The organism is Rudanella lutea DSM 19387, assembly GCF_000383955.1.
GTDB lineage: Bacteria > Bacteroidota > Bacteroidia > Cytophagales > Spirosomataceae > Rudanella > Rudanella lutea.
On sequence record NZ_KB913013.1, the window covers coordinates 4,557,738 to 4,583,155 of the forward strand.

General features: G+C 52.6%; 20 protein-coding genes. 3 read left to right on the forward strand and 17 right to left on the reverse strand.

Going from position 1 to position 25,418, the window contains the following annotated elements:
- Window positions 1-2 precede the first annotated feature (2 nt).
- The 7 genes from RUDLU_RS0118865 to RUDLU_RS0118895 all read right to left on the reverse strand — a co-directional run bounded on the left by RUDLU_RS0118865 (window position 3) and on the right by RUDLU_RS0118895 (window position 6,450).
- Window positions 3-1,019: a sensor histidine kinase gene (locus RUDLU_RS0118865; RefSeq protein ID WP_019989977.1), complete on the reverse strand. Its 1,017-nt coding sequence runs from the start codon at window positions 1,017-1,019 to the stop codon at window positions 3-5.
- Window positions 1,003-1,689, reverse strand: coding sequence for an ABC transporter ATP-binding protein (locus RUDLU_RS0118870; protein ID WP_019989978.1), 687 nt, complete (start codon window positions 1,687-1,689; stop codon window positions 1,003-1,005). Before RUDLU_RS0118870 ends, RUDLU_RS0118865 begins: the two co-directional genes overlap by 17 nt.
- Before the next feature lie 29 nt (window positions 1,690-1,718).
- Window positions 1,719-2,135 carry a four helix bundle protein gene (locus RUDLU_RS0118875; RefSeq protein WP_019989979.1) on the reverse strand — a complete coding sequence of 139 codons (417 nt, stop codon included), beginning with the start codon at window positions 2,133-2,135 and terminating at the stop codon, window positions 1,719-1,721.
- A gap of 62 nt (window positions 2,136-2,197) precedes the next feature.
- The gene (locus RUDLU_RS0118880) at window positions 2,198-3,448 is read right to left on the reverse strand and encodes an ABC transporter permease (protein ID WP_019989980.1); all 1,251 of its coding nucleotides are present in this window, start codon (window positions 3,446-3,448) and stop codon (window positions 2,198-2,200) included.
- An 81-nt stretch (window positions 3,449-3,529) separates the two neighbouring features.
- Window positions 3,530-4,621, reverse strand: coding sequence for an efflux RND transporter periplasmic adaptor subunit (locus RUDLU_RS0118885; protein WP_019989981.1), 1,092 nt, complete (start codon window positions 4,619-4,621; stop codon window positions 3,530-3,532).
- Window positions 4,622-4,729: 108 nt separating this feature from the next.
- The gene (locus RUDLU_RS0118890) at window positions 4,730-6,043 is read right to left on the reverse strand and encodes a TolC family protein (protein ID WP_019989982.1); all 1,314 of its coding nucleotides are present in this window, start codon (window positions 6,041-6,043) and stop codon (window positions 4,730-4,732) included.
- A gap of 221 nt (window positions 6,044-6,264) precedes the next feature.
- Window positions 6,265-6,450 carry a CsbD family protein gene (locus tag RUDLU_RS0118895; RefSeq protein ID WP_019989983.1) on the reverse strand — a complete coding sequence of 62 codons (186 nt, stop codon included), beginning with the start codon at window positions 6,448-6,450 and terminating at the stop codon, window positions 6,265-6,267.
- 161 nt (window positions 6,451-6,611) lie between these two features.
- Here RUDLU_RS0118895 and RUDLU_RS0118900 point away from each other — a divergent pair, with 161 nt between their 5' ends.
- The gene (locus RUDLU_RS0118900; RefSeq protein WP_019989984.1) at window positions 6,612-7,337 is read left to right on the forward strand and encodes a hypothetical protein; all 726 of its coding nucleotides are present in this window, start codon (window positions 6,612-6,614) and stop codon (window positions 7,335-7,337) included.
- Between the two features lie 96 nt (window positions 7,338-7,433).
- On the opposite strand, the gene RUDLU_RS0118905 is transcribed toward RUDLU_RS0118900, so the two are convergent.
- Window positions 7,434-9,995 (reverse strand): M1 family aminopeptidase, encoded by a 2,562-nt coding sequence (locus RUDLU_RS0118905; protein WP_019989985.1) that lies wholly within the window; start codon window positions 9,993-9,995, stop codon window positions 7,434-7,436.
- A gap of 125 nt (window positions 9,996-10,120) precedes the next feature.
- On the opposite strand from RUDLU_RS0118905, the gene RUDLU_RS0118910 reads away from it, so the two are divergent.
- Entirely contained in the window at window positions 10,121-10,978 is an 858-nt protein-coding gene (locus RUDLU_RS0118910; protein ID WP_019989986.1) for a helix-turn-helix domain-containing protein, read from the forward strand.
- 226 nt (window positions 10,979-11,204) lie between these two features.
- Entirely contained in the window at window positions 11,205-11,468 is a 264-nt protein-coding gene (locus RUDLU_RS0118915) for a DUF983 domain-containing protein (RefSeq protein ID WP_342663151.1), read from the forward strand.
- A 477-nt stretch (window positions 11,469-11,945) separates the two neighbouring features.
- On the opposite strand, the gene RUDLU_RS0118920 is transcribed toward RUDLU_RS0118915, so the two are convergent.
- The 9 genes from RUDLU_RS0118920 to RUDLU_RS0118950 form a co-directional block, all read right to left on the reverse strand.
- Window positions 11,946-12,749 carry an NIPSNAP family protein gene (locus RUDLU_RS0118920; RefSeq protein ID WP_019989988.1) on the reverse strand — a complete coding sequence of 268 codons (804 nt, stop codon included), beginning with the start codon at window positions 12,747-12,749 and terminating at the stop codon, window positions 11,946-11,948.
- 66 nt (window positions 12,750-12,815) lie between these two features.
- Window positions 12,816-16,373, reverse strand: a complete 3,558-nt coding sequence (locus RUDLU_RS30430) for an Ig-like domain-containing protein (RefSeq protein WP_083940604.1) — start codon at window positions 16,371-16,373, stop codon at window positions 12,816-12,818.
- A gap of 46 nt (window positions 16,374-16,419) precedes the next feature.
- Window positions 16,420-17,403 carry a hypothetical protein gene (locus tag RUDLU_RS0118925; protein ID WP_019989989.1) on the reverse strand — a complete coding sequence of 328 codons (984 nt, stop codon included), beginning with the start codon at window positions 17,401-17,403 and terminating at the stop codon, window positions 16,420-16,422.
- A complete protein-coding gene (locus RUDLU_RS29715; protein ID WP_157580274.1) occupies window positions 17,400-18,338 on the reverse strand; it encodes a hypothetical protein in 939 nt (312 codons plus the stop codon). Before RUDLU_RS29715 ends, RUDLU_RS0118925 begins: the two co-directional genes overlap by 4 nt.
- A complete protein-coding gene (locus RUDLU_RS28865; protein ID WP_019989990.1) occupies window positions 18,335-19,696 on the reverse strand; it encodes an OmpA family protein in 1,362 nt (453 codons plus the stop codon). Before RUDLU_RS28865 ends, RUDLU_RS29715 begins: the two co-directional genes overlap by 4 nt.
- A 19-nt stretch (window positions 19,697-19,715) precedes the next feature.
- The gene (locus RUDLU_RS0118935; RefSeq protein ID WP_019989991.1) at window positions 19,716-20,984 is read right to left on the reverse strand and encodes a hypothetical protein; all 1,269 of its coding nucleotides are present in this window, start codon (window positions 20,982-20,984) and stop codon (window positions 19,716-19,718) included.
- Window positions 20,985-21,000: 16 nt separating this feature from the next.
- Window positions 21,001-21,807 carry a hypothetical protein gene (locus RUDLU_RS0118940; RefSeq protein WP_157580276.1) on the reverse strand — a complete coding sequence of 269 codons (807 nt, stop codon included), beginning with the start codon at window positions 21,805-21,807 and terminating at the stop codon, window positions 21,001-21,003.
- Between the two features lie 644 nt (window positions 21,808-22,451).
- The gene (locus RUDLU_RS0118945; protein ID WP_019989993.1) at window positions 22,452-23,240 is read right to left on the reverse strand and encodes an HNH endonuclease; all 789 of its coding nucleotides are present in this window, start codon (window positions 23,238-23,240) and stop codon (window positions 22,452-22,454) included.
- A gap of 57 nt (window positions 23,241-23,297) precedes the next feature.
- Window positions 23,298-25,370, reverse strand: coding sequence for a 3'-5' exonuclease (locus tag RUDLU_RS0118950; protein ID WP_019989994.1), 2,073 nt, complete (start codon window positions 25,368-25,370; stop codon window positions 23,298-23,300).
- Window positions 25,371-25,418: the final 48 nt, after the last annotated feature.

A 25,418-nucleotide genomic window follows, 5' to 3' on the forward strand; every position in this document is an offset into this window, starting at 1 on the left:
ATTTACAAGAGCGGCACACGAACCCGAAAGGTGGTTTTGTCTTCCTGAATCTCGATGGTTCGGTCGCTCAGAAAACTATACAACTGCTGTAGGTTCTGCAAGCCTTGCCCGTTGGAGGTGGCTATCTGTTTTTTGCGCTGAATGCGGTTCGATACCTCCAGGTAGCCATCCTGCACCCTCAGGTCCACCGTCAGCGGAGCGGCTTCGCTGATGATGTTGTGTTTGATGGCGTTCTCGATCAGGATCTGGAGGGTTACGGGAACAATCTGCCGTTCGAGGGTCTCGCTCTCAACCGTACAGTCGAGCCGGAACGTACCCTCAAAGCGGGTCTGTAGCAGGGCCACGTAGTTTTTGATAAACGCCAGCTCGGTTTCGAGAGTGACCAATTCTTTGTCTTTATGCTGGAGCACGTATCGGTACACCCGCGCGAGTTGCTGCAAAAATTGCCGGGCCAGCACGGGGTTATCGTCGATCAGGCTATCGAGCGATGAGAGGCTGTTGAACAGAAAATGGGGGTTGAGCTGGTTCTTCAGGTTGTCGTATTGGACCTGCGCTTTTTCCTGCTCAAGCCGGGCGGCCCGCAGGAGGTTTTCCTGCCAGCGGTTGAACAGCAGAATGGCGATAAAGCTAAGGCAGATAACCGTATTGGCCAGAAAAGCCACCAAACTTAGGGCTACCAGCGTGAGCCGGTTGATGGAGTCGGTCAGGGCTGGTAAAATCTGGCGAACAATCAGTAGGCCACCCAAAAACAGCACCGTTTTGACGACCCCCCAGCCCACAATCAGCTGAATGATAACCCGGTTGCGGACATTTCGCTCAAACGGATACCGGCGGTTCAGGTACTCATTGAACCAGTAATGAAAGAGCAGAATAGCGTTGAAAATCAGTAAGGTAACGCCAAACAGAATTGCCTGCTCTTTCCAGCCAATGCTCGGCAGCACCCATTGTCTGCCCAACACACCCAGTAAGGCCAGGTACAGAAAGGCAAGTTGAATGTTTCGGTTAATGCGAATTTTCATGGGTAGCAATAATCTGACCGTCCGACATCTCGATGACCCGGTCGCTGCCGGCGGCAAAGTCGGGGTCGTGCGTTACGGCGATGATGGTTTGCCCTTTGCGGGCCAAATCCTGAAAAATCGCAAACACGTTTTCGGTGTTGGCTTTGTCGAGGTTGCCGGTGGGCTCGTCGCCCATGATGATGGTCGGGTCGTTGATGAGTGCCCGGGCAATAGCCACCCGCTGCTGCTGACCGCCGGAGAGTTTACTGGCCGATTTACGGGCGTAATCGGCCATGCCAATGAGCCGTAGCTTTTCCATCGCCCGTTCTTCCACTTCTTTGGCCGGGTACTTGCCCAGCTTGAGGCCGGGCAGCATCACGTTTTGCAGGGCCGAAAATTCGGGCAGCAGAAAGTGAAACTGAAACACAAAGCCGAGGTGCTCGTTCCGAAACCGGGCCAGAAAATCCTGGTTGCGGCCGGTCAGGGTGGTGCCCGCCATGGTAATCTGCCCCTCGTAGTCGGTGTCCATGGTCGAGAGCAGGTACAGCAGCGTACTTTTGCCACACCCCGACTTGCCCACGATCGACAAAAACTCGCCCCGCTGCACATCGAATGAGACATCGCGCAGGACATGAAACTTCTCCGGGTCGTAGAAGTATTTGTTGAGATTTTGGGCTGAGAGAACCGACATGGTTTTAATGCGTAATGATGAATGCGTAATCAGAAAAGGTAATACGTGAGGAACGTCAGGGCAGAGGCAGTTTTGGTAGCGAGGGTTTTCTTCCGGGTCACAATTGAGCTTTTAATAAGCCTCAGAATTTCTTCTGTATCAGCGTAGATAGACTCGTACTCATTTGCCGCTAAGTAGTTAGTCCTGAACAAAAGCTCAAGCCAATACAAGGTTTCTCCTGCTTCCTTTTGGGCCACACTTAATTTGTGAATAAAATCAAGTCCTGACTCTGCATTGGCTGCTTCTCTTACCATAGCGCCAGGGTTTGTGCCTGAACGAAGTACCTGTTTACTAATAGTATATTCGTTCTTCTCCTGCATTAAGTACTTACTGAGATTGACAATGCGAACAGCCAGGTTCAACGTCTTTTCCCGGAGTGGATCGGGTTTCTTGCCGTATTTGTGCATGACATGGTAGGTTTAGGGATTCGATGTATTACGCATTTATCATTATGCATTACGCATTAAAATCACCCCCTCAAAATGGCTACCGGATCCACTTTGGCTGCTTTGCGTGAAGGGAAATACCCCGCCAGCACCGTGGTGATGACCCCGAAAAGAAGCCCCATGACGTAATACTTGGCCGCGAAAATGACCGGAAACGTGTCGAGGCTCAGAAAATCACCGGCGTCGAAGGGCGTAATCGAGAGTAAGTAGCTCAACCCGAAACCAATAGCGAGCCCCAACAACCCACCCGTCAGTCCGATAAAAGCGGCCTGAAGCAGAAAAATAGCGACCACATCGCGGCCGTCGAAGCCAGTGGCTTTCAGAATGGCGATGTCCTTGATCTTGTTGATCACGGTCATGTTCATGATGTTGTAGATACCAAAGCCCGCTACAACCAGGAGCGTAATCGACACGACGAAGGTGAGCATATTCCGAATTTTTTCGCCCGCCAGAATCGCCGTGTTGGCCGTAGCCCAGTCTTCGGTATAGTAGCCGTACATGGCCCGGAGCCGCTTGCCAAACGGCAGGGCCTGCATCGGGTCGAACATCTTCACGTGGATGTCGGTGATGTAGCTTGGATCGCGCTGGAGCATTTCCTGCACCGTGGAGAGGTTGGCGTAGCTTTTCGTGTTGTCGACGGTGCCCACACCGAACCCAAACGTACCCACTACCCGCAGCACCCGCGTATTGCCGGTGGGGGTGGTTACGGTCACCTTGTCGCCGAGCTGAACGTTCAGTTTGCGGGCCAGCACGTTGCCCATAATCAGGCCGTCGGGGTTGGTTTTGAGGGCGTTTAGTGAGCCCGACTTAAGCCGGTTGGTGAGCTTGTATAGCTTGTTTTCGCGGTTAATATCCACGCCCGAAATGGTACCCGAAAGCTGAATGGGGCCGTTGTTGTAAAACGCCTGCGTGGCCACTTGGGGCGACACGCCCTGCACGCCCGTTTCGCGTTCGATGCGCTCGGCAATGAACAGACCGTTTTTGAGCCGGGCTTGTTCGTTTTTGGGTTTCTGATGGTGCACCACGTTGAACCCGCCGGGTTTGAGTTCGTCGATGAGGCTGGGTCGCTGGGTGTTTACCTCGTTGTACATCCGAATATGCGGGCTGGCATCGAGGGCCGAGTCTTCCAGAAACTGGTTGACCCCCTGCATAAACGAGATCATGGTGATAAACATGGCGATCCCGAACGTAACGCCGAGCATAGCCACGAGCGTTTGCCGCTTTTTGGCCATGAGGTGCGTTTGCGCGATCTGGGCTGCAATGGAAATATTCATGTTTTAATGCGGAATGCTTAATGAGTAATGCGTAATAGGTATTGTGTCAGCCTGCTAGAAGCGGCCATTCATCATTACGCGTTACTCATTACGCATTAGTTTAGAGGTTTCCGTCAGTCCGCCACGCACTTCCACTACGTCGAAGTTTTCGGCCCCTTTCTGGAACCGGATCTTCTGTTTTTTGCCGTCCTGTTCCACCCACACGCTATCCTGGCCGATCACGTATGATTTCGGGATGGTGAGCACCCGCGGCCGCTGGCTGATGATGATGTTGGCTTCTACTGTCAGGCCGTAGTACGCGTCGGGGGTGTCGCTCGTAAACTCGGCATCGACCCGGAACGACTGGTCGGCGCGGTTCAGTTTGGGGTACACCTTACTCACGCGGGCGTTGAACACCTTACCCGCGTACACGTCGGCCTTGAGCAATACCGATTGACCCACCCGAATCCGGCCAAAATCGCTCTCATCCACCGACAGTTGGGCAAACAGGCGGTTGCCGCTGCCCACCAGCGCGAGCGGATCGCCGATGCGTACCACCTCGCCGGGGTCTTTATACACCTCATACACCTTGCCGTTCACGAAGCTGCGCACGCGGGTGTTACGCCCGGCCACCTCCGACACCACCAGCTGACTGCGGCTGTTGGCCACGTCGAGCCCAATCTGGTTTTTGCTGCGTTGCAGGGTGTTGAGCTGGGCCCGTAGGTTGTTGCGGGCGAGGGTGTAGTTCAGCTCAGCCCGTTCGAGTTCGGCCCGCGAGGTGGCGTTTTGGTTGTACAACTCCCGAAACCGGGTGTAGTTGATCGAGTCGTTGCTCAGGCGGGTACGGGCGTTGCGCACCTGTGCTTCGAGCTCGGCCAGTACGGGCGAGTTGGGGCCGAGGTTGGTCTGGGCCTGCCGCAATGCGCTGGCGGCAGCCTGTTGCCGGGCGTTTTCGGCCTCGCTTTCGAGCACAAACAGGAGTTGATTCTGGCGGATGGTGTCGCCTTCGTTTACGAGCCTTTGCTCTAAAATGCCGGTGGCGTCGGCGGTCACGGTGTACTCGTTGCGGGGGTACACGTTGCCCGATGCGTATACGGCCTCGGTCAGTTCGCGGTACGTGGGCGAAAGGCTTTCAGTACCGCGGTTACAGCCCACGAAAAGTGTCAGTAGGAGGAGGTAGAGAAGTGGTTTCATGATTTAAAGTCTTCAGTTTTCAGTTTAAGGTTTTCAGTTTTCTGTTGACGGATACCGAACCGGCCGCTTTGCGAACTGTAGACTGAAAACTCTAAACTGAAAACTTTTTTATAGCCCCCGAATCTGCAAAAGGGTCTGGTTAATAAATACGTTTGAGAGGTTGTTCAGGTACCGGTTTTGCGACGAAAGAGCCTCGTTGAACACGTTGAGATATTGGTCGTAAGCAAACAGGCCTGAGCGGTATTTGACCAGCGCAATCTGCACATTTTGGGTGCTGAGGTCGTAGTGTTGGCGGTTCAGATCCAGCGAGCGCACGGCCTGATTGTAGCTGTTACGGAGGTCATCGGTATCGGTTTGCTGGCGGTTGCGTTCGTAGGCGAGTTCAGCCTCGGCCAGTTTCAGTTGCAGGCGGGTGCGGGTCTGGCTGGCCTTACGGGCTCCGCCCGCGTAAATAGGCCAGTTGAATTGCAGGCCAGCCACGCCGATGGTAAACCAGCGCTGGTCGAAATTCAGAAAGTTCAGCTTGTCGCGTTGTGCCTGCTCGGAGTACCGGGCGTAAGCTGCCAGTGTTGGCCAACGTGTCAGCTGCTCGCGTTCCAACTGCCGCCGGGCCAGCTCAACGCGGGCCTGCCGCAGCGCGATTTGCGGGCGTTGCAGCGAGCCGGGCCCGGTTGCCGCTACGGGCGTCGACGTGGGCCGGTCGGCCAGGTTTTCGGTCAGAGCGAGGCTGTCGGTAGGGGCGAGGCCCAATAACAGTTTCAACTGCGCCAGGTTGCGGGTGTAGGCCAGTTCGTTCTGGTACAGTACATCGGCCGTGTTGAGCTGTACCGTTCGGATTCGGTTCAGTTCAAGCGGTTCAATTAGCCCCTTGTCGAGTCGGCTTTGGGCAATCTGAACCAGCGTATCGGCTACCGAAAGGTTGCGCCGGGTAAGCCCAATGGCCGACCGCGTCAGCAGGGCCGCATGGTACAGCCGGGCCGTTTGGGTGGCTACTTCGTCCTGTAAAACTAAGTTCTGATCATCGATCAGGCGCAGGTTTTGCTCCACAATGCCCAGATCAGCGCGGGCGGCCCGGTTCAGAATAGGCATGTTGATTTCGGCCCCGACGGTCAGGAAAAAAGGAAGCCCAAACCGAAGCTGCCGGTAGTCGCCCGGCTGGCCCCCCAAAAACTCGGCAGGCACGAGTTGCACAGGCAGGGCATAGTTGTAATCGAAATTGGTGAAGGCGCGGGCCGAAGGAAGCAGGGCCGCGCGGGCTGTCGTTTGCTGGAGGTCCTGCACGACCCGATTCTGGCGGGCGTTGACCAGTTCAGGGTTATTTCGGCGGGCCAGGTCGAGCGCTTCCTGTACCGTTGAGACTACGGTCTGGGCCCGTACGGGCTGGGTCGCCAAAAGGATAAAGAGGTAAAGCAACCGATGCATAAAGGTGGTTTTACGTGTCGGTGCCAAAGGAATAGCTTATGGAGTAATCTGTCCATGACTTTTATCGTGAAGCGGCATAATTTTGATACGAAACCGACTGTCCGACAACGAAAAAGCCGGGACGTAAGCCCCGGCTCAAGTTGCTTAGATGAAAGACGTTGGATTGAAGACTGCTATAAAAAAGTCTATTGTCTTCTGTCTAGTGTCTTTTGTCTAAATTCTTATAAATCCGCAACTGCTTTGTGGATTTCGTCTTTGGTTTTACCCGTTTTCTGCTGGAGTCGGCCCCACATTTCGTCTTCTTTGCCTTCGGCATAGGTGAGATCGTCATCGGTCAAATCGCCATAGGCTTGTTTGATTTTTCCTTTCAGCTCGTTCCAGCCACCTTTGAGTGTTGTCTCATTCATGATTGTAAATGGTTAACGTTGAATACGCGTACCTCGTCGTGAGGCACACCTATAAAAGTATATTGTTTCAAAAAAGTTGGATAATGTGAGGAAACGGGCGGGCCAAACATTAAACACTATAGCGAGTTGGTAGAATATTAACCAAGCTCAACGTAGACCTTATGGCTCAGGCTCACCCACAGACCGTGTTGCAAAACACGCTGCAAGCATTTTCGCAAACGGAAGACAACGAAGTGCCCGCCAACGGCACCGATCTGGTGAAAGAATGGATGTCGGTGTTGAAACATACCGATGGCACCGAGGCTATTCACGCCAAACTCACCGACCTGTACGACGAATTACTCAATCCCTCGCCCGACCCGCAACGGGTAAAAGAGTGCATTAACACCTTAGCCGGGCAGATGCAGGCCATGGCTCGCGCCACCGAATCGGAAACGGCTGAGCAGGTGGCGCAACTGGCCGACACACTCCGGGCGTTTGCCACCGATCTGGGTCGTATCAACGACGATGACCAACTGGCTCAAAATGAGCCTGACCCGACCCCCGTGTACGCTAACCCCGGCGACCATTTGCAGGTGTTGCTCACCAGCACGCAGGAGACCCTGGCGGGTGGGCTGTCGGCCGTAACACCCGAGCAGGGCGTATCGATGTTGCAGGAATGGATGAGCGTGGTGCAGGCTGAGCCGAGTGCGCAGTGGCTCGAAGCACCCCTCCGCGAACTAACCGACGCGCTGGCCAAGGGCGATATGCGCAGCACCGAACGCCTGATGCGTGAACTGGCCGGCACGGCTCAGGAATACGCGAACAACAATGATAATGGCCCTTTCACCACCGGCCTCACCAATCTGGCTACGGCCCTGATTCAGTTCGCCGGGCCGCTGAGTTAGGGGGAAAGGGGGAAAAGGGAGGAAAGGGAGAAGGGGAGAAGGGGACACTACGCTTGCGTCCCTTCTCCTTTCTCCCTTCTCCCTTTCCTCCTTTTTTCATTCCCCCATCTGCTTATAAATGGCCCGGAGTTGGGGGTCTTTTTCGGCGGTACGGATGTCGGCCCGGAGTTGCGACACACCCGGCAAATCGAGAAGGAGGCCCAGTGCCTGATACGCCCCAAACCGGGCGTACGGGCTGGCATCGTTGCGGGCAATGGCCTCCAGCGTGGGCAGGGATTTCTTCTGAATCGACTGGCTCGACAACAACAGGTATTTGCCGAAGGCCAGCAAAAACTCGTACCGCTCCGTCGGGCGAATCTTGCCAATCGACTGCGTAAACCAGTCGTACCGGCGCGGGTCGGCGGCTTCGGCGTAGTAATCGGCTACGGCAGCCAGTACCGAGCCGTTCCGTTCGTTGGCAAACTGAGCCACAATCGCGTCGGCATCGGCCGGTTTGCCTTTCAGGTAGCTCACCAGAGCCACAGACACCACCGTGTACGACGAATCGGCGAGGGCCTGCCTGAACACCACACTGTTGGCCGGGTTACGCAGGGTCGAGAGGGTAGCGAGTGCCTCGGTCCGCACGGCTGATTTGGGGTCGCGGCTCGCTAACTGACGCAGGCGACTCTCCACTACTGACACGGCATCGCCGGTGTAATTGGCTAATCCACTGACGGCCATCTGCCTGATTTTCCAGAACGGATCATCGAGGGCTTTTATGAGCGCCTGTACAACATCCGTATGAGTGAGGGCACCCGGTTCGAGGAGCCGGGTCAGGCTCTCGACCCGCGCCCGAAACGTATCGGCATGTGTGTACTGAAAAAGCCACTCGGCCCGCGACCGCGTATGCTCAACCGTACCCACGAGCCGGTAGTCGGCGTCGAACAAAACCAATTCAGGTTGTTCGGCAACGGGTAGGATAATGGTTTGCTCGGTCTGGTTAAGCCACGCTTCGTAGCGGGTGCGCTTGCCTTTCACCCAAACATCAATCAGCACCGGCACCCGGTAGGCCGACACAAAGCCGGGAATGCTCAGGCTGTCTTGCCGCTGCCGAACCTGCAACGTAAGCCGGCCGGGTGTGTACTGCTGCTCTACCCGCACTACGGCATGACCCGGCGCCAGAAACCACTGCTCAAAAAACCAGTTGAGGTCTTGCCCGGTCACGGCTTCAAAGGCTTCGCGGAGGTCGGCCACCTCGGCCGTGCCGAAGCGGTGCGCGTTCAGATACCGTTTTAGGGACGCGAAAAAAGCCTCGTCGCCCACTACCTTATGGAGCAGATGCAGCACAAGCCCTCCTTTCTGGTACGAGTGGGCGTCGAACATATCTTCCCGGTCGGCATGGCGGTAGCGGATGAGGGGTTCCTGCTTGGTTTCGGCTTCCGACAGGTACTGGAATAAATCGGACTGCCGGTGCAGCTCAGCCTCGTCGGGGCCTTTGGCGTGTTCGAACCAGAGGTACTCGGCGTAGGTCGCAAAGGCTTCGTTGAGGGGCAGGTTGGCCCACGATTCGCAGGTGACCAGATCACCAAACCAGTGGTGCGCCAGTTCGTGCGCGATCACGGCATCCGAGTTTTCATCGACCATCTGCCGGGCGTCCATCTGTACTGCTTCGTTATGTACGGTGGCGGTGGTGTTTTCCATGGCCCCGCTCACAAAATCGCGCACCACCATCTGACTGTACTTATGCCATACGTACGGTACGCCAAACGCTTGTTCAAAGAAGCGGATCATGGCCGGGGTACGGCCAAAAATCTGTCGGGCGTTTTTCTCGTAGGCCGGTTCTACGTAATAGCTCACTTCCAGCCCTTTGCGGTCGGCAGTAGGGGGGAGGGAATCGCGGACGTAGGCAAACTCGCCCACACCCACCATGGCCAGATAGGGCGCGTGGGGCAGCGTTTGTACCCAACGGTCGGTGCGGGTGCCGTCGGGGTTGTGGGTTTGTGAAACGAGTCGCCCGTTCGACAGGGTCCGGTAGCGACTCTCGACCGTCAGCCGGAAATCCTGCGTCATTTTCTCGTTGGGCGTGTCGATTGTCGGAAACCAGCACGAATTAGCCTCGGTTTCGCCCTGCGTCCAGATCTGACGCGGCACGCCAGCCTGTTTGCCATCGGGGTTGATAAAATACAGCCCCTTATCGTCGGAGGTAGCCCCGGCCGAACCGCGTTCGGTTTTAGGCAGTTCGTTCGGTCGGGCCGCGTTCGGTCGGGCCGTGTACGTAATTCGAATCGCAAACGGTTCGGCGCGGGTATAGGTTCGAGGCAGTTTCACCCGGAGCACGCGCCCATCGGTGTACACGTAGGGGAGGGGCGTTGTGGTGGGTTTGGTCCGATTGGTATCAATCAGCGTAACACTGCCGATCAGGAACCCTTTGGCGTCGATGGCTACCGAGTCCTGCGGATAAAACCACGGTTTGAGCCAGAGTGTAGCGGTGCCCGTTGCCTGTTGCTTCGTCCAGTCGAAACGAAGGTCGAGGTCGGTATGGAGCAGGTCGCAGGCTAACGTTCGGCTGGGGTTGTAGGGTCCGAACCGGGTCTGGTAAAAGGCCGAACGGGCTGTATCGGTCTGAGCCGAAACAAGCCAGGGAGCCAACAGCAGCAGATAGGTGAGAAGTGCGCGCAAGAGGAGATTCGTAAAATAAAGAGTAAAGATAGACCCGGTGTCGGAGAAGTTGGTAAGCGATCACATCTTTACCTACTCTACAGCCACAAACGATAAAGTTATAATTTGGGCGTAAATCCCCTTCTATGTTACCCGTATACCAACTTCAGTCGTTCCCCCGGCACCACCCCGATGCTCCGTTTTACATGACCCGGCTCGAACGGCTGGTGCAGGAAGTACATGGGATTGAGAAGCCCCACGGCCACACGTTTTATCTGGTGATGTGGATCAGTCAGGGCAGTGGTACGCATACGATCGACTTCCGAACGTACGAGGTGGCCCCCCGGCAGTTGTATTTTCTGACACCGGGCCAGATTCACAGTTGGGCCCTCTCGGCCGATGCGCGTGGCTACAACCTGTTTTTTGAGGCCAGTTTTTTCAAGGGTCGGTTTGGTAACCGGCTGCATCAGTACCCCTTTTACCACTCGCATCAGCACCAGCCTCTCCTGTCCGATATCCCGGAGTCCGATCTGTTTCAGAACGTGTTCGATTATGCCTTCGACGAGTACGAGGGCGGGCAACCGCACCGCCCGGATGTGTTTTTGTCGTTTGTACACATTCTGCTCGAAAAAGCCAGTCGGCTCTACCGGGAGCAGCAACCGGGCGTGGATACCCAACTGTACGACAGGCTCCGACAGTACGAAGAATTGCTGGAAAAACAGTTTCTGACCGTTCGTGAAGTGCGTCAGTACGCTGATCAGATGAACCTCTCGCCCAACTACCTCAACCATATCTGCCGTCAGATTGTGGGCAAAACGGCCAGTCAGTTGTGGCAGGAACGGCTGCTGATTGAGGCTCAGCGGTTGCTCACCCACACGGCCGAATCGATCAAGGAAATTGCATTCGGGCTTGGTTTCGACGACCCATCGTACTTTGTGCGATTCTTTCGGAAAATGACCGGTCGCACCCCGGCCGACTTCCGGGAAGCGGGCGGAGATCGTTGATTTGTACCATAGCGTGTGTGGTTTGTGGTTGGGTGGCCAACGGGGTTGCCGTACTTTTGTGGTGCCATTTCACCCGCTTTTGTCGCGCACGTGCCGACCTGCCGGGTGGGTGGCCTTCGCTATGAGAAACAGCCGATTGTATGCCATATTGTTCAATAAATGTCCCCGTTGTCACGAGGGTGATTTCTTCGTAAGCAAGAGTGCATTCAGCCGTAATTTCGACAAAATGCACGAGCGTTGTCCGCATTGCCACGAGAACCTCACGCCCGAACCGGGCTTTTACTGGGGTTCCATGTTTGTGAGTTATGCGTTCTACACCGCTTACGCCCTCATCACGTTCTGGATACTCGTAACGGGCCTGAACCTCGATCTGGATTACTACCTTGTTGGGCTTATTCCAACACTTCTGCTGCTAACCCCCTACTTTTTTCGACTGGCGCGCCGTACCTGGCTGGCTATTTTCATTAAGCCCCGGCCCCACTCGGCCTAAGGTCTGTCTTGTGAAAGCCAATAAATAACGTGAATTATGGATAACGCAGGTCGCGACTGTCTGATTAACAATTAGTTGCTGACGCAAAGGCCTTCGACAGGCTCAGGCTGACTGTAGACTTGAGAGCTGCCTGTCAGCCTGAGCCTGTCGAAGGCCTTTGCGTCAGCCATTTTCCATAATTCACGTTAAATAACAACATGAGTCATCCCGAATTTTCAACATCTTGATGGTTCAGGCCCAAGTTCCCCAGGATGCCCCGTTAGGGGCCTAATGTCCATAGCTAACGGGAAAATGATCCAAATAGCCGAGCCCCGAAGGGGCGTAACTCGAATCAAGTTACGCCCCTTCGGGGCTCGGGTTCTCGTGGGAGACGACTTTTCTACCAACATTGAGCCCCTAACGGGGCATTGGGTTGGGTCGAGGCCTAGACTACCCTAAAATTCGGGATGACTCATGTTGCTGCGTATAGAATCGGAATTACTTCATGGGCGAGTAATCGGTCGGAACGAGATACAGCGACTCAACTTTGCTCGTGATTGGGCCATCCTTCTCCGAATCGCCTTTCGCCTTTAGCCACTTGGGGTCTTTCCGGAACGCGTCGAACGAGGCTTTACCGGCGGCTTCTCTCTCGTGGGCTAGGAAATACACGAGCCGGGGTTGCCCGTTGGCATCGGGAGCGGTGGGCTCTGTTGTCAGAAAGTAAGCCACGTTGGTCATGCCGTGCTTCTTGAAAAGCTTCAGCGTGTGGTTGCGAAACCGGTCGAGCAAGTTGGGCATTTTGCCGGGCGCGGCTGTGTACGTACGCATCTCAAAGGTCCGTGCGGGCGACTTGGCCTTTACGCTTACCTTGGGCGAGAAGTCGGTTTCTTTCATGAAAATCTGGTCGACTTTAGCCACGAGTTTACCTCTGGCTTCGGTTTTGGCGACTACCTCTTTCCAGGCGGGGTCGCTGCCGAAAGCCTTCCACGAAGCATCGCGGGCGGCCTTATCGGGGTAGGCCAGAATATACACCAGCTGCTTGTTGGTGGTATCGGTAGGGGTCCAGTAGCCGATATTTTCCATGCCGTGTTTTTCAAACAGCTTGGTGGTGTACTGCCGAAACCGGTCCACAATTTCGGCGTACTTACCCGGTGTTGGGTAGTAGATCCGAATTTCGTACAGTCGGTCGGAGGGTTTAGCGGTTGGCTCACCATTGCGGTCGGGTCGGGCCGCGCTCGGTCGGGCCGTAACCGTCAGAGCAGTAAGTAAAAACAACGCAACGAAAGTGGTAAAACGAAGCATGAGCGGTAAAATTCTGTTAAAGCGGATGAGCCAAAATCTGCATCGTCCGCAGTGCAGGTGGTGGTTTTACGGAGTAACTAATACTCGGGTAAGCGCCTTTCCTGACGCTGCGTTTAGCATTATCATGTAAATGCCGGGCGGCCAGTTATCTACTGAGATAGACTCTGTTTGTGGGGTTCCGGTACCTTTGCGGTTATCGCTCCAAACCGTCAGACCACTCATGGAGACGACGTTTATGGTAGCAGTTTCATGCACTGGTGCCAGCCATTCCAGGTGAGCCTGTGCGGTAACTGGGTTGGGATAAACCCGTACAGTAAGGCCTGAGCTAAACGGTGTATCGTCTGTGGCTAGTGGTGTTAACACCGTCAGGCGGTACGAATTGCCTACGTCGCCAGTGCCGCAATCGTTTTTTAACGAGCGTAGGCTGTAGGTGGTACTGGCTGTGGGCTTTTCCCAAACAATAAAGGGATTATTAGACGTGGTTATGGTTTTTCCATTCCACAAAACCAGATTGTAAGGAGCGTCGCCGGTGAACCGAATTCGGATAGCTGTGCTGTCATAAAGCGTTACGATAGAATCGCCCGATAGGGTTGCGCGTGCGGGTACAGATACACGAACTTCTAACCGGCTGAGTGGGCTTTCGCAATCATTCACGACTTGTTTGACGTAAAAGTTGAATACACCTGTCGCGTTTGGCGAAAAACTAATTTGATCCCGTGCTGTACCGTTACCATCAGGGGTATTGTACCAGCGAAGACCGCTACCAGAGGCTGCCAGATTTTGAGTTGCGGAGCCAAGACACAACTTTAGCGGTGACTCCACGGTTGGGGCAACTGGCTGGGGGCGTATCGTAACCTGAATGGTCGATGCCGGACTGAGACAACTACCAATTTGCTGCCGCACTTGATAGGTAAGTGTACCGGCCATCGAATTGGGTGGCATAGGTGCTGTGCTACTGGTTCCGGTGATACCCGGCCCGCTCCACTGTAAGCCTACTCCACTTGCCCGCAGGGGAGTGGATACGCTGTTTTGGCAGATAAACTGATTGGTGACTACATCGGGTGGGTTTGGCTGAGCCAGCACTTGTGCATCGACCTGGGTACGGGGGCTTTCGCAGCCAGTACTACCGGAAACCTGCGACACGTAGTAGGTCAATGTTCCGACACGACTGGTGTTTGGGCTTGGCGAGTCGGTGGTAAAGGTGCCACCTGTGGCCTGCTGATACCAACGTAAGCCAGTCCCGGATGCTGTAAGCGACCGGGGTGAATCGTTCAAACAGTATAAGACTGGGTTGGTAGTGACAGATGGGCGGTCGGGTGCTTTAATAACCGTCTGCTGAACTCGGGCCCGGCTGCTTTCGCATCCATTAATAATCTGACTCACAAAATACACTTCGACGCCCTCTGTACTCGTACGGGGTGTAGGGGCCTGTGTACTTCCGATTCCGCCAGTTTCGTTAGTATACCAGCGAAAATCCTGGCCTGTAACAGCAGCGGATAAGACGGTATTCGCTACTTGAGCAAACTGGCATACAGAGGCCGGTGTAGAAACCGTAGGGGCGGCCGGTGGAGCCGTCACAGTAACTACGACTGCGGTTAAATCAGATGGGCAGCCGTTCTGGTTCTGAGAAACATAAAATGTCTGGTTACCTATGTTCCCAGTGTTTGGAATGGGCGCGTTAGAACCAAGGCTTTGCTGATTTGCGGAATACCACTGAAGTCCAACTCCTTGAGCGGTTAATGCGGAGGCACTTCCATTCTGGCAATACGTGACCGGGGTAGATACTATCGGAGCCGATGACTTACTGTTTGCGATCACACGGACTAGTGCCGTACTACTCGGGCAGCCATTAACGGTTTGTGAAACGCGGTAACTGCTCGACCGGTCGCTTGGCGGTACTGGAGCAGTACCGCCAAAGGATTGAGCTATATTGTCATCACTAAACCATTGTAGGTTGGAGCCTATAGCAGTGATCGTTGGTGGAGTGCTGCCGATACAGAAGCCATAATCGGTTACCGATGGGGGCGATGGCCGGGTAAATACCAGATCGGCCGTGGCGCTAGGGGGTAAGTTGCTGTCTGCTACAATACGTATCTTATAGCCTGTTCCGGGGGCGTCGTTTGTAGGGGTTACCCCGGTCAATGGGCTACTGGTACCGGAGGCTATTTCACGCGGATTGGCAAAACTTCCGGATGCGTCGGAGAGCTGAAGTCGGTAGCGTGTACCAGCCGTTATATTGCCACTAACGGTGAAGTTAACGGATAGGGTATTGCCCGGACAGGTATTGGGGTGACTAACGCCGGTGATTGCCAGAGATAACCTCGACACACGAATCTGCGAAGAGCCGGTTACGGTACCTGTACCACAATACCCACTAAATGATAAAAGCCGAGCTGTACTAAACAGATAATCGCTGGTTGGATAAACGGGTAAGAGTACTGGGTTATTGGTCGTGTTTGTGACCGTTTGAATCCCGTTTCTTAAATCATTGTAGCTGTATGACCACGGTCCTTGTCCCGAAAACGTTAGCCGAATGCTCGCGGCTTCTCCTTCATTTATATTGGTTGTACCGTCGGAGATGATAGCGGACGGTTGGGATGCTACAACAAACAGATTACTTAAGCTGGCATTGGTGGTAGCTGTTGCGTGCAGAATGGCCAGTTTGTAGCGTCCTACCGGGAGCGAGTTTAGGAGTGTGGTGGTGGTAAGCATCGCTTTAGCTGTACCGGCTGTAGACGTGTAAATTCCCTGATTCGGAATCAGTCGAACAGGATTTATAGCCGAAGTAGCGTTTTCTGAATAGACGCCAATGGTATAATTCTGCGTTTGTAAGCCATTGTCGGTGGCAGTCCAGGTAAGTTCGATGGAACCACTATAACCTGTACAAATTGTATGCGGGGTAACATTTGTGATTACAGTGTTGATAGTGCCCAGTGAGGGTTGCACCTGAAAGGCGGCACTCGAGGTGCCAGTAATTGTGGTTGGTAAGCCCGTTGATGATACCCGTACCCGGTATGTACCAGCAGCAAGATTGGTAGGTAAAGAGGCCGGAATGGAACGCAGATCGCCTGAACTATAGGTAGCCGGTTCCCGACTGGTGTAGGCCGGGTTTGCGCTTAGGTTTTGGATAAAGTTACCATTGGCGTCAAGCAGCTGAACCTGAAAGCCAAGCCCTACTGGAAAGGTCCCTACGCCCGTACTGAAAAAGACGGGGAGTGTAGAGCCCGGTGATGCTGACCCGGTAACAGAAAGTTGTGTGGTTATGGGAAGTGTCCGAACCGTGATATTGACGGAGCCAGTTACTGTACCCGAAAAGTTCAGAATTTTGGTTCGGTCTATGACCGTGCTACTGGTTGGCCGGATATTAAAATAGCCGGTTCCAGAAACGGTTTTCGTAATATTCTCTCCTGGTGAAAAAATCTGAAACGACCGATTACCACTTCCTCCGAACAAGGCGTAAATGGCTACATCTCCAACCTGGTTACCCACCTGAAAAACATTGCCTGTAGACCACGTCTCGGGTGGGGTATCCGGGGGGCCATACAAAATAGATAAGGAGAGAGGTTGAGCTCGCAGAAAGGAACAGATCAGGAGTAGCCCGAAAAGAAGTAGGATACGTCTCATGAATCGAGTTGGGAGAAATAGTGTGAAAATCAGTCGAAAGCGGGAGTTACTTACTCGCCTGCTGCTTCCGAAGTTTGTGTGCTTTGAGGAGTTTACTAATACCTGTTGCCAGTAGGCCTACACCAGTAGTCCCTGCACCATACGCGGCATAACTACTGGAGCCAGAAAAAGAGGTAAAGCTCAAGGGGGTTAGACGGCTGCCCGTGGGCTGTCGCGATAGATCACGCCATTGATCGTATTCGGCATTTAGCACATCTACTTTTCCTGTGTATGTTTTATAGTCTGCCTGAAGCTGGGAGTGAATCAAATACCCACCCGCTAAGCTAGCTACCCCCCCGGCTATCAGAAGCCATCCCTGTCGTTGGTAGCGGGCAATTGGCGGTTTGGCTGGGGGTGGATCTGAAACCGTTGTAGGTTGTGTTACCGGGGTATGAGGTTGTGGGGATTGGGGAGCAGATGGGGCAAACGCGAGCCTTGTGATCATCACAGACCAGCCTTTGCCGACCCGCTCAGCCCGAAATTCGGCTACTCGCCGGTTTGGTTGATAGGGCTTTGTTATCTGGTTATGCTGGCTTTTGAACGTGGATAAGAAATAAACCTGCAGATAAGGAACCGCTCCATTCTGAACGTTACGGGGAATCACCTCTGTAAAGTCAATACTGAATCCCTCGGTTTTAGTGTAAAAGAGATCCAGATTGCGTAGATATTTTTCAATAGGCACATCGACGGGTTTACCCGCACCGGTGTTTTCAGGATTAATATCATCCTCAACAATCACCCCGTCATTCAGAAAAATCTGATTGGCATTCGGGAGAAAACTATTCTTTATGACGGCGTCGCGTTCAAATTCCGACACGTCATTAAAGCTGATGGTATTGAGCAAAGCCCGTAGGTTCTCAATTTGCTTGCGGGCAATATTCCTTATTTCTGCCTGATCGCTCTTAGAGAGATTAGGGGTAGTCTTTGTCTTGGTTTGAGCAAGACTCGCCCCAGATGTTAGTAGTAGTAGGAAAAGTAAACGTTTTCTCATGGGCAATTGGTGTAGTAAAAGCGGGCACGGCTTCCATCGGACCGGGCATACCCTGTTGGATAATTTTGCGAATTGTATGCGTAGCTGTATTGTAGAGTTGAACTTTCAATCAAGAACCCAGATCGAAATCGCCGGATTGTTTCCGTCTGTATATTGCTTTGTGCACGGCCGTTTCCTGTGAGATCATTTTCAGGAAATCCCTTAAAGCGCAGCTCACCGGTACGTACAGGTATGCGGTTGTCGTAGGTGATGGTGCGTTCAACTCGCTCACCTGTACCACCATAACTTATAATTTGATTTGTGAGTTGGCCCTGTGCATCGTAGGTGTATTGGGTAGTATCTTTACCATTAACCGTGCGCCTGATTAGGCCGTTGGCGAGGTCTATAAGTTGGTATCTAGGCTGCTGAATTCGCGTTGGACGTCCGTCAGGGCCTACCGATACTTCTGTTAGCAGAGTACCCGAAGCTGCTACTTCTCTATATTGGCTTAATTGAGTACCTGTATATTGATAGGTGGTTGTCCAGGGCGAATCGCTCGCTACGGTTCCGCTGATTCGACGGATGGACTGAATCTGCTTCGGAGTACCCTGGTATTCATACACGAAGGCCCCTTCCATAATTGATGGTAGGCTATTGGTATAGGTAGTGATCCGGTCTGTACGACTGTTGAGGTAATGATCAGGGCCAAAGCCAAAAAACTGGCTTATCTGCCGGGTAACGCGTCCTCTCTCTTTGCGGGTAGCTGTCGTTTTGGTAAGATGGCCAAACGAATCATATTCATAAGCCGTTGAATCGGAGTAACCCTCGTAAGTATACGTGGCCAGACCCAGACGGCAGCCTGCTGGAATAAGCGAATTGGGTAAATCTGGAGTCTGACTGCAACTAGCTCCCCCCAACAAAACAAGCAAAAGAATGTTACGAATAAATTGTCTCATTGATCAATCTCAAGTTTTAGAAAGACTCGTCGGTTTTTAGCTTTATTTTCTTCCGAATCACGCGGGGAAACCGGGTATCGGCTGCCCTGACCGCTCCAGGCCATTTTTTTTTCGGGCACACCCTGCCATAGCAGGAAGTTGCTAATCATTCGGGCCCTGAGTTCAGACAGATATCGGTTGATTTGCTCATCGCCCTCAGGGTCGGTGTGGCCGATGATTTTAAGGCGATATTCGGGATGAGCTTGCATAAATACCCCTACCTGTCGCAGCAGATCGCGGTCGTCCTCATCAAGAAGGTAACTGCCCTGCTCGAAGTAGATCAGGGGTAGTTCGTCGGGCAAGCGATATACACGTTTCGGCGATACCGTCAGGGGAGGGCGCGCCGTTGAGGTAGCTGCACCGGCCGAAATATTTGGGGGAGGGGCTATAGTCGGCAGCGCAATCACGTTAAGACCGGTTCGAATCGTAAGTGGCTGGCTGTAGCGGGCAACGCCGGTCGTGTGTTTCGCGGTTAGCTTGTACTGCCCCGGCTGAATCATGTAGGTGCACAGTTGATTGTCAATACCGGGAACACGCTGCAGAGGTATGGTTGCATTTCCTCCAAGGGCCTGTAGCTCTCCGTTTACCTTGAGCTGACTCTGAGGAATTTGAATGACCACTATTGTCAGTTCTCGAAGGAGTTGTATGGTATGTGTACGTTGCTGACCATCAAGGTGTTCAATGGCAATGTTGCCCTGATAAGGCTGATAGCCTGGTTGCTGAATCTCCAGGGCCACGATATCCTGTTTTGGGAACGTTGCGCTAAATTGGCCCTTGCTATTGGTGTTAAAGCAACGTTTTGCCTGGTCGTTCGTTGAAAATAAGCAGGCTTTAACTTCTAAAGGAGAGCTAGTAAGGGCATCGGTTACGTTAAAAAGTCCACGCTGCGGTTTGCCTGATTTTTGGTTATCCTGCTGCTCATAGTGCCGCTGCGCCGATTGTTGGTATACCTGATCGACTCCAAGCTTATCCACCGGGATGAGCGGGATAAGAATTCCTACAACGACAGGTAATCGATTTGTTGAGAGGCCTGCCAATGAAAGCTGTTGGGGGTGATAACCGGCACGCTCAATAATCAATACGGTTGCCCGACAGTCAAGGCCAATTTGGAACTGCCCTGAGCCTTCGGCCGATTGTCCCAGCGAAAGGCGCCCCGAAGGGAGCTTTACTGATAGGTTGGCATGTAGAGGTTGCTTGGTTTTGTAATCCAGTACCACCCCCGATACCTGAAGGCAGTTATCTGCCCGGCTGTAGCCCGCACTAATTGATGAAACCCACCATAGGTTGAGTATTATCCACCTGATCGCTCGCACGTCCACACCCGTATAGGTTTAGGGCTTAATTATTCGCCACGCCGATGTTGCCCAGTAATACCTGCCAATTAAGCTGCCCTTCCCCGTTCACAGTTTTCTCATACGACTGTAGTTTGACCCGTACGTTTTTCTGCGTGACGTCGCTGTAGAGTACATTACGCCCCCCCGGTCCACCGTAACCTGTAAACGTTTGCTGAGCTGTGATGATTCCGTAGTAATCGCCACTAGCTGCCTGTGTTAGTTCTCTGATGTACTGAATCTCAGACCACTCAATGTTTGTTTGGCTGTAAGGGAGTAATTTTAGTCGTGTCAAATATTCGCGTATTGGATATCGTCGAGATCCCGGCCGGTTCTTTGATGTAACCTCGATAGTTGCGGTTGGTATAAATAGGCGCACAGCCTGATTGATAGCTTCATCACGTCTATCTGATGAAAAAGACTTGTCGGTTATAATATTTAAATAACTGGCGAACTCGTCAACCTGCTGTATTGCTTTAGCTCTGTAGGTTCGATACTCGTCAGTACTTAACACACGACTTTGGGCTGAAGGTTGGGCTAAGGCAGTATTGGTTGTCTGAGGTGACTGAGTAGCTGATTCAGTAGGAGGGGTTGTGTTCACTACCACAACAACAGCTGGCACATTAGCCGTTTCTGCTGCACCGGGTTTAGGGGTCGGAATAACTGTTTCGGATGTTCCTGTCGTTGAGACTGGTGCCGTGGGTTCTGTTTTGGCCGTGGTAGTAACCGGTTCAGGAGTACCCCCGGCTGAAATCTGCTGACGGATCGTTGGTAAGAGTGCTACTACGTCGGTAGGAGCCATGATAAGTTGGTGGCGCCCATCTTTACGTAATACCATCACCAACTCATCTTTATTGATGGAAGCGGCAGTGCCTCCTGTAGTTTTATAATTGATAACCTGCTCGCTTTCGTACGAAATAGTTGCTGGAATAACCGTAAATGGGACGGCTTTCACCAAAAAATCAGACTGCCGATTTGATGTTTTTGCGGTAGAGAATTGCTCGATTTGTTGCCGGGCAGAAGCTGCGTCGGTCGGTAGTGTAGAAACTACCAGAAAATCACCAGCGGCATTGAAAGCCATTAGAACGTTGCTTCGCTGAAAGCTGTATGTACTCGGTCCGTTGTCTCGTTTGACACTCAAGACAACTTTATCTTCGGTAGCATCGGCCAATCGTGCATTGGGTAGCTTATCGCCGTTGGCAAAGTATATTGCTTCCTGCGCAAGGCCTCTCTCACAAACGAAAAATAGCAGTATAACAGGTAAAAAATGTTTCATGGTGCAGAAGTAGAGATTAACGCATGGTTTGAACTAACTGGTGAGTTGCATCGGCCATGAACGACTCCAGATCGTTCTGATCAATCGCTTCGTAGGCAGTAATTTTAGCCTTTGTTTCACCGGGACGCACCCACTGAAACGCCCTGAAACCTGTGTTCTTTTTATAATACCCGCGGCAGGCATCGTCGGTACAAGGGGTGTAGTGAATCTTATAATTACCGACAACCTGATTGGATTTAACCTGAATCAATTTAAACTCAACCGATGCCCCACCCAGCGTTCGGTAGTCTTGCCGCATCTTAACACTGCGCTCTGAGTCACCGTCCTGAACGTAACAAACGTTGGTATTATAGCCAACGGGGCGCTCTACACTAATGAGTTCGAGAATGAGGTCAGTGTCGGTCTGATTACCAATTTTCTTATAACTCTCGCCGGGCAATACCTGATTGAACAGTGCTCTATCGCGCACACTAAACCCTTCTTTGAAAAGTTGTTTTTCGATAGCGTTGTAAAGGGCGGTCTCGTCGTACTGCTGTTGAATTTCGGTAAACTTAATAGCTGCTTCGCCCCGCCGACCCTTTACTACTTTTCCTCGACCAGTACTAACAGGGTTTTGGGATAGTTGGGCATCTGTAACTTTCCCTTGTGTAGTTGGAACGCGTAAAACAATCTTGGGTGATTTGTTTACCAGCATTAGCTGTGTAAGGGCGTCGGAAGAGTGAAGCTCGGCGGGCTTTTGCGTAAATCGGACGATGGCCTTCTGGCTACAACTACAGAAAATGAACGTAACAACCGATAAGGCTGTAGAAAGAAATCGAGGCATAATGGAGGTTGGACTATGGGTGTGAATAGACTACGGTTTCAATACCGTGGTTACAGGCTACATTACATTCAAACCAGCATCAAATACTAAGTCGAATGGCAGGCTGTATTAATACTATAAGTGAGGATGCTTTGATAGGCATAAGGAAATCGATAGGTATGGAAAGTGATCATCTGTAAACGTTACAAATATATGTAACTGATTATTTAAAAGTCACGTCTCATTTAGCAAGCGTAAATTATTTTTTTAAATCGTCCTTAGTTACAAAAGTCATGTATCTATATAATATTAGTATATATATTGGGCCTGATAGCAAAGCTGGAGACGTATCTTTTCAAGCTATTCTACAGTATACTGTCAGAGTGCATTGACAGTTAGTTGAGGTTAGTGATGGTTCTCAATTTGTGAGATGCGTCGCCACACAATTAACGATCAGCAGGGGGAGCGGATCGCTCATGTGTTGCAGGTCTTGGGGGCTATGTGAGTCAGCGAGCGTGCAAAGGTGGAGCGGTATTTCAATCAGCTCAAACAGTACCCGTGGGTGGATACCCGCTACGAGAAGACAGCCAGCAGTTTTGCTGAATTCATTTACGTAGCGGGTAGCCTAATGTCAGTAACTTAATTGTCAACGTACCCTAGATAACTTAGCCGTTACTTAACAGCTTTTTTAGTTCTTCGACAGGCATTGCCTGTTTAACATTCATGTGGATAAGCGCGTGGCAATTGGCGCAGACCACGGCAAGATCAGTGAGCTTAGTAATCACAGGCAGATCGCTTAAAGCCAGTTGATTGCGGTGATGAACCTGCAACGCCCGAACGCCACGACCATCGAGCAGTTTGGAGAAGTCGACTTCGCATACTTCACAGACGCCCTGTGCTCGTTTAAGTGCCTGATTGCGAAGACGACGATCTCGGCTTCGTACGTAGCCAGTTTGTTCACGGAGTAATCCTTCGACAGCCATTTCCTCTTCACTGGGTTCTTCAGTAGATGAGGAATTTTCAACTCTGTACACACCTGCATCTTCATGTACACCTATACCTGTCCCGTCAGGTGAATAACCATCCAGAAGGTCACGTACCCAGTCAGGCAATGCGACATTACGGATCGTCCAGGCACCTCCCCAATTCAGGTTAACTTCGTCGAAAGCTTGTTTGATTATATCAAGTTTAGTCTCTCTCACAGTTCCTAAGTCTACCCGCCAACCATAATCGGCAGGCTTACCGGGCCATGAGCGGGGTTCTTCGGGCTGGTACTGACCACTGAGGGCTTCGGCCACAATAACAAGATCAGTCTTGGCTACTTTGGTAGGCACAATGATAACCAACTCAAAATCGTTGTCAAGTGCGTGATTGAAAACATCGCTGCAGCGGTTTTTTTCAACCGCCAGCATGTCGGGTTTATTATCGTATCGATGAATTAAGGCTTTTACCATAAGGCAAGCATCGCTGAGTTTAACTATTTAATTGAAAAGTTGACGTGAATGCGATTTTCAGCCGGCAAGATCATCCAGAAACTCTGAGCACGGCTCAACGCTTGTGATGAGCAGTTGATCGCGAGCACGGGTGCAGGCTACGTATAACAGATGGCGTTCGGTGTTGTACACATCTTCCAAATCGGCGTAGTCAGTGATAGACTCGATTCGCTCCTGGAGGGGCAGTACTTCGTCGTCGCAGGCCATGACAACCACGGCTTTAAACTCCAGACCTTTGGCCAGATGCATGGTGCAGACCGGGACTTTGGTACTGATGGTATCCACCCGCTCATCGAGCACCAGGTAGGGCAATCCCGCCGATTCGACAGCCGCCTTAGCCCTGTCGATTTGCCCTTGTGAGCGTACAAAAACACCGATCTCGTGCGGGGATAAACCATCGCTTGCCAGCTTTGCTATCCATTGCCCCACGTAGGCCGATTCGTCTTCTGAAGAATCGAACGTCTTAAACTCAGGAAGTGGGCCGTTGAACACCGACACGGCCCTGCCACGCTCTTCTACGTTGCCATCAGCATCCGAAAGCTCCGTACCTAACAGTTGATCGGCTTTCTTACGAATCTGGTGCGACGTTCGGTAATTAACGGTTAGTGTTTTAGAACGTCCCTGTATCGACACGCCCAGCGTTTTCCACGGGAACGGCTGCTGAAAGATGCGCTGCCCGATATCGCCCGCAAAAAACAGCGCGTTGGGTTCGGTAGCCCCGATAGCGGCCAGCAAACGCAGATGATAAACGGTTATGTCCTGGGCTTCGTCGACGATGATGTATTGATAGGGTGGCTTTGCTGCGGCTACAGGAGCGAGTTTGGTAAATACTTCGGCCAGGGTCATCAAACCAGCCGTTGCTAACTGCTTGATGACATCGCTAAAAATAGCCCATAGTTTGGCCCTTTGTGCTTCGGGGAGCTTTGTTTTACGCCCAAGCCGCTTCACATCTCGGTATTCCTCCCAGGTCTTCAACTGCCAGGCATCGACAACCTGCTCCCATTCCGACAACAGAAACGAACGGCTATACTTCTGGTCTGGCTGACTCGCCACCGCCTTGTCAATAAAACCGATCAGTTGCGCATGTGTAACAATATTCGGTGTTCCCACACTTCGCCGATACAGCCGAACGCCTACTTTATCGATGGCTTCTACGTCGATCCGTTCGGCTAGGTGGGGCTCGGCGCTCACCAGCCGACGGAGTTTTACCTTCAGCGCATTGGCCAGAATATCCGAAAAGGTAGTCAGTAGCACCCGGGCGTCTGAGTTTTGCCGGGCCAGGTAAACTGCCCGGTGCAGGGCCACAATGGTTTTGCCGGTTCCGGCCGATCCGGACACACGGGCCGGGCCGGAGTACTGTTTCTCCACCGTACTACGCTGATCGGGGTGCAGAAAAACGGCCCATTTGTCCCACGGATAGTCGAGTGCCTGTTGCAGTTCTTCGACGTTGTGCAACGTGCGGAAACGGCGTTGTGCATCGGGGTGCTGGAAAGGATCGGTGGCTGGGGCGACTGGCTGAGGCACTTTGGGTGTTCCACCCGTGGCCAGTTCCAGCAAAGCCTCCGCAGCCTCGGCAGGTAGATGATCCGCCAGAACCAGCAGCGAATCCTCGTCGGCTCCCTTAACATCGGCCAGCCATTCGGCGGGTACGCCGTAGCTGAGTAACGTATCATCGGGTAAGCTGGCAAACAGCTTTTTCAGTTCTTTCCGAACGGGAGCTGCTTCCGTTGGCACATAGACCGGAATTTGAATTTCCTGAATGGTTTCCCGGATTTCGACAAACTGGGCCGCTCCTGTGCGGGGGTGAACTTCCAGCTTCCGGCGCTCGGCCCACTCGTACGCTTTGTCGTGGTGGTCGACGTAGCAGAGCAGAAAACTGCTTTCGGTTTTGTGGACAATCAGCCGAATGTCGCTGCTGACACGCACCGACCAGAAATACTTGTCACGAGCCCGCTCGATGCGGTGAAAGCTCAGGCCTGGATGTGCCGGATTGAGTTGCAGGTCGAAGGCAGTTGTCTTTGCGGCCTTTTGCTCGTCGCCCGTCAACCGGGCCAGACTATCGGTGAAGGTAGCGGCTATACGAAATTCCATAATGTGGTGCAGTAAGGTCAAAAAAGGAAAATATCGAAAAGAAGAGAA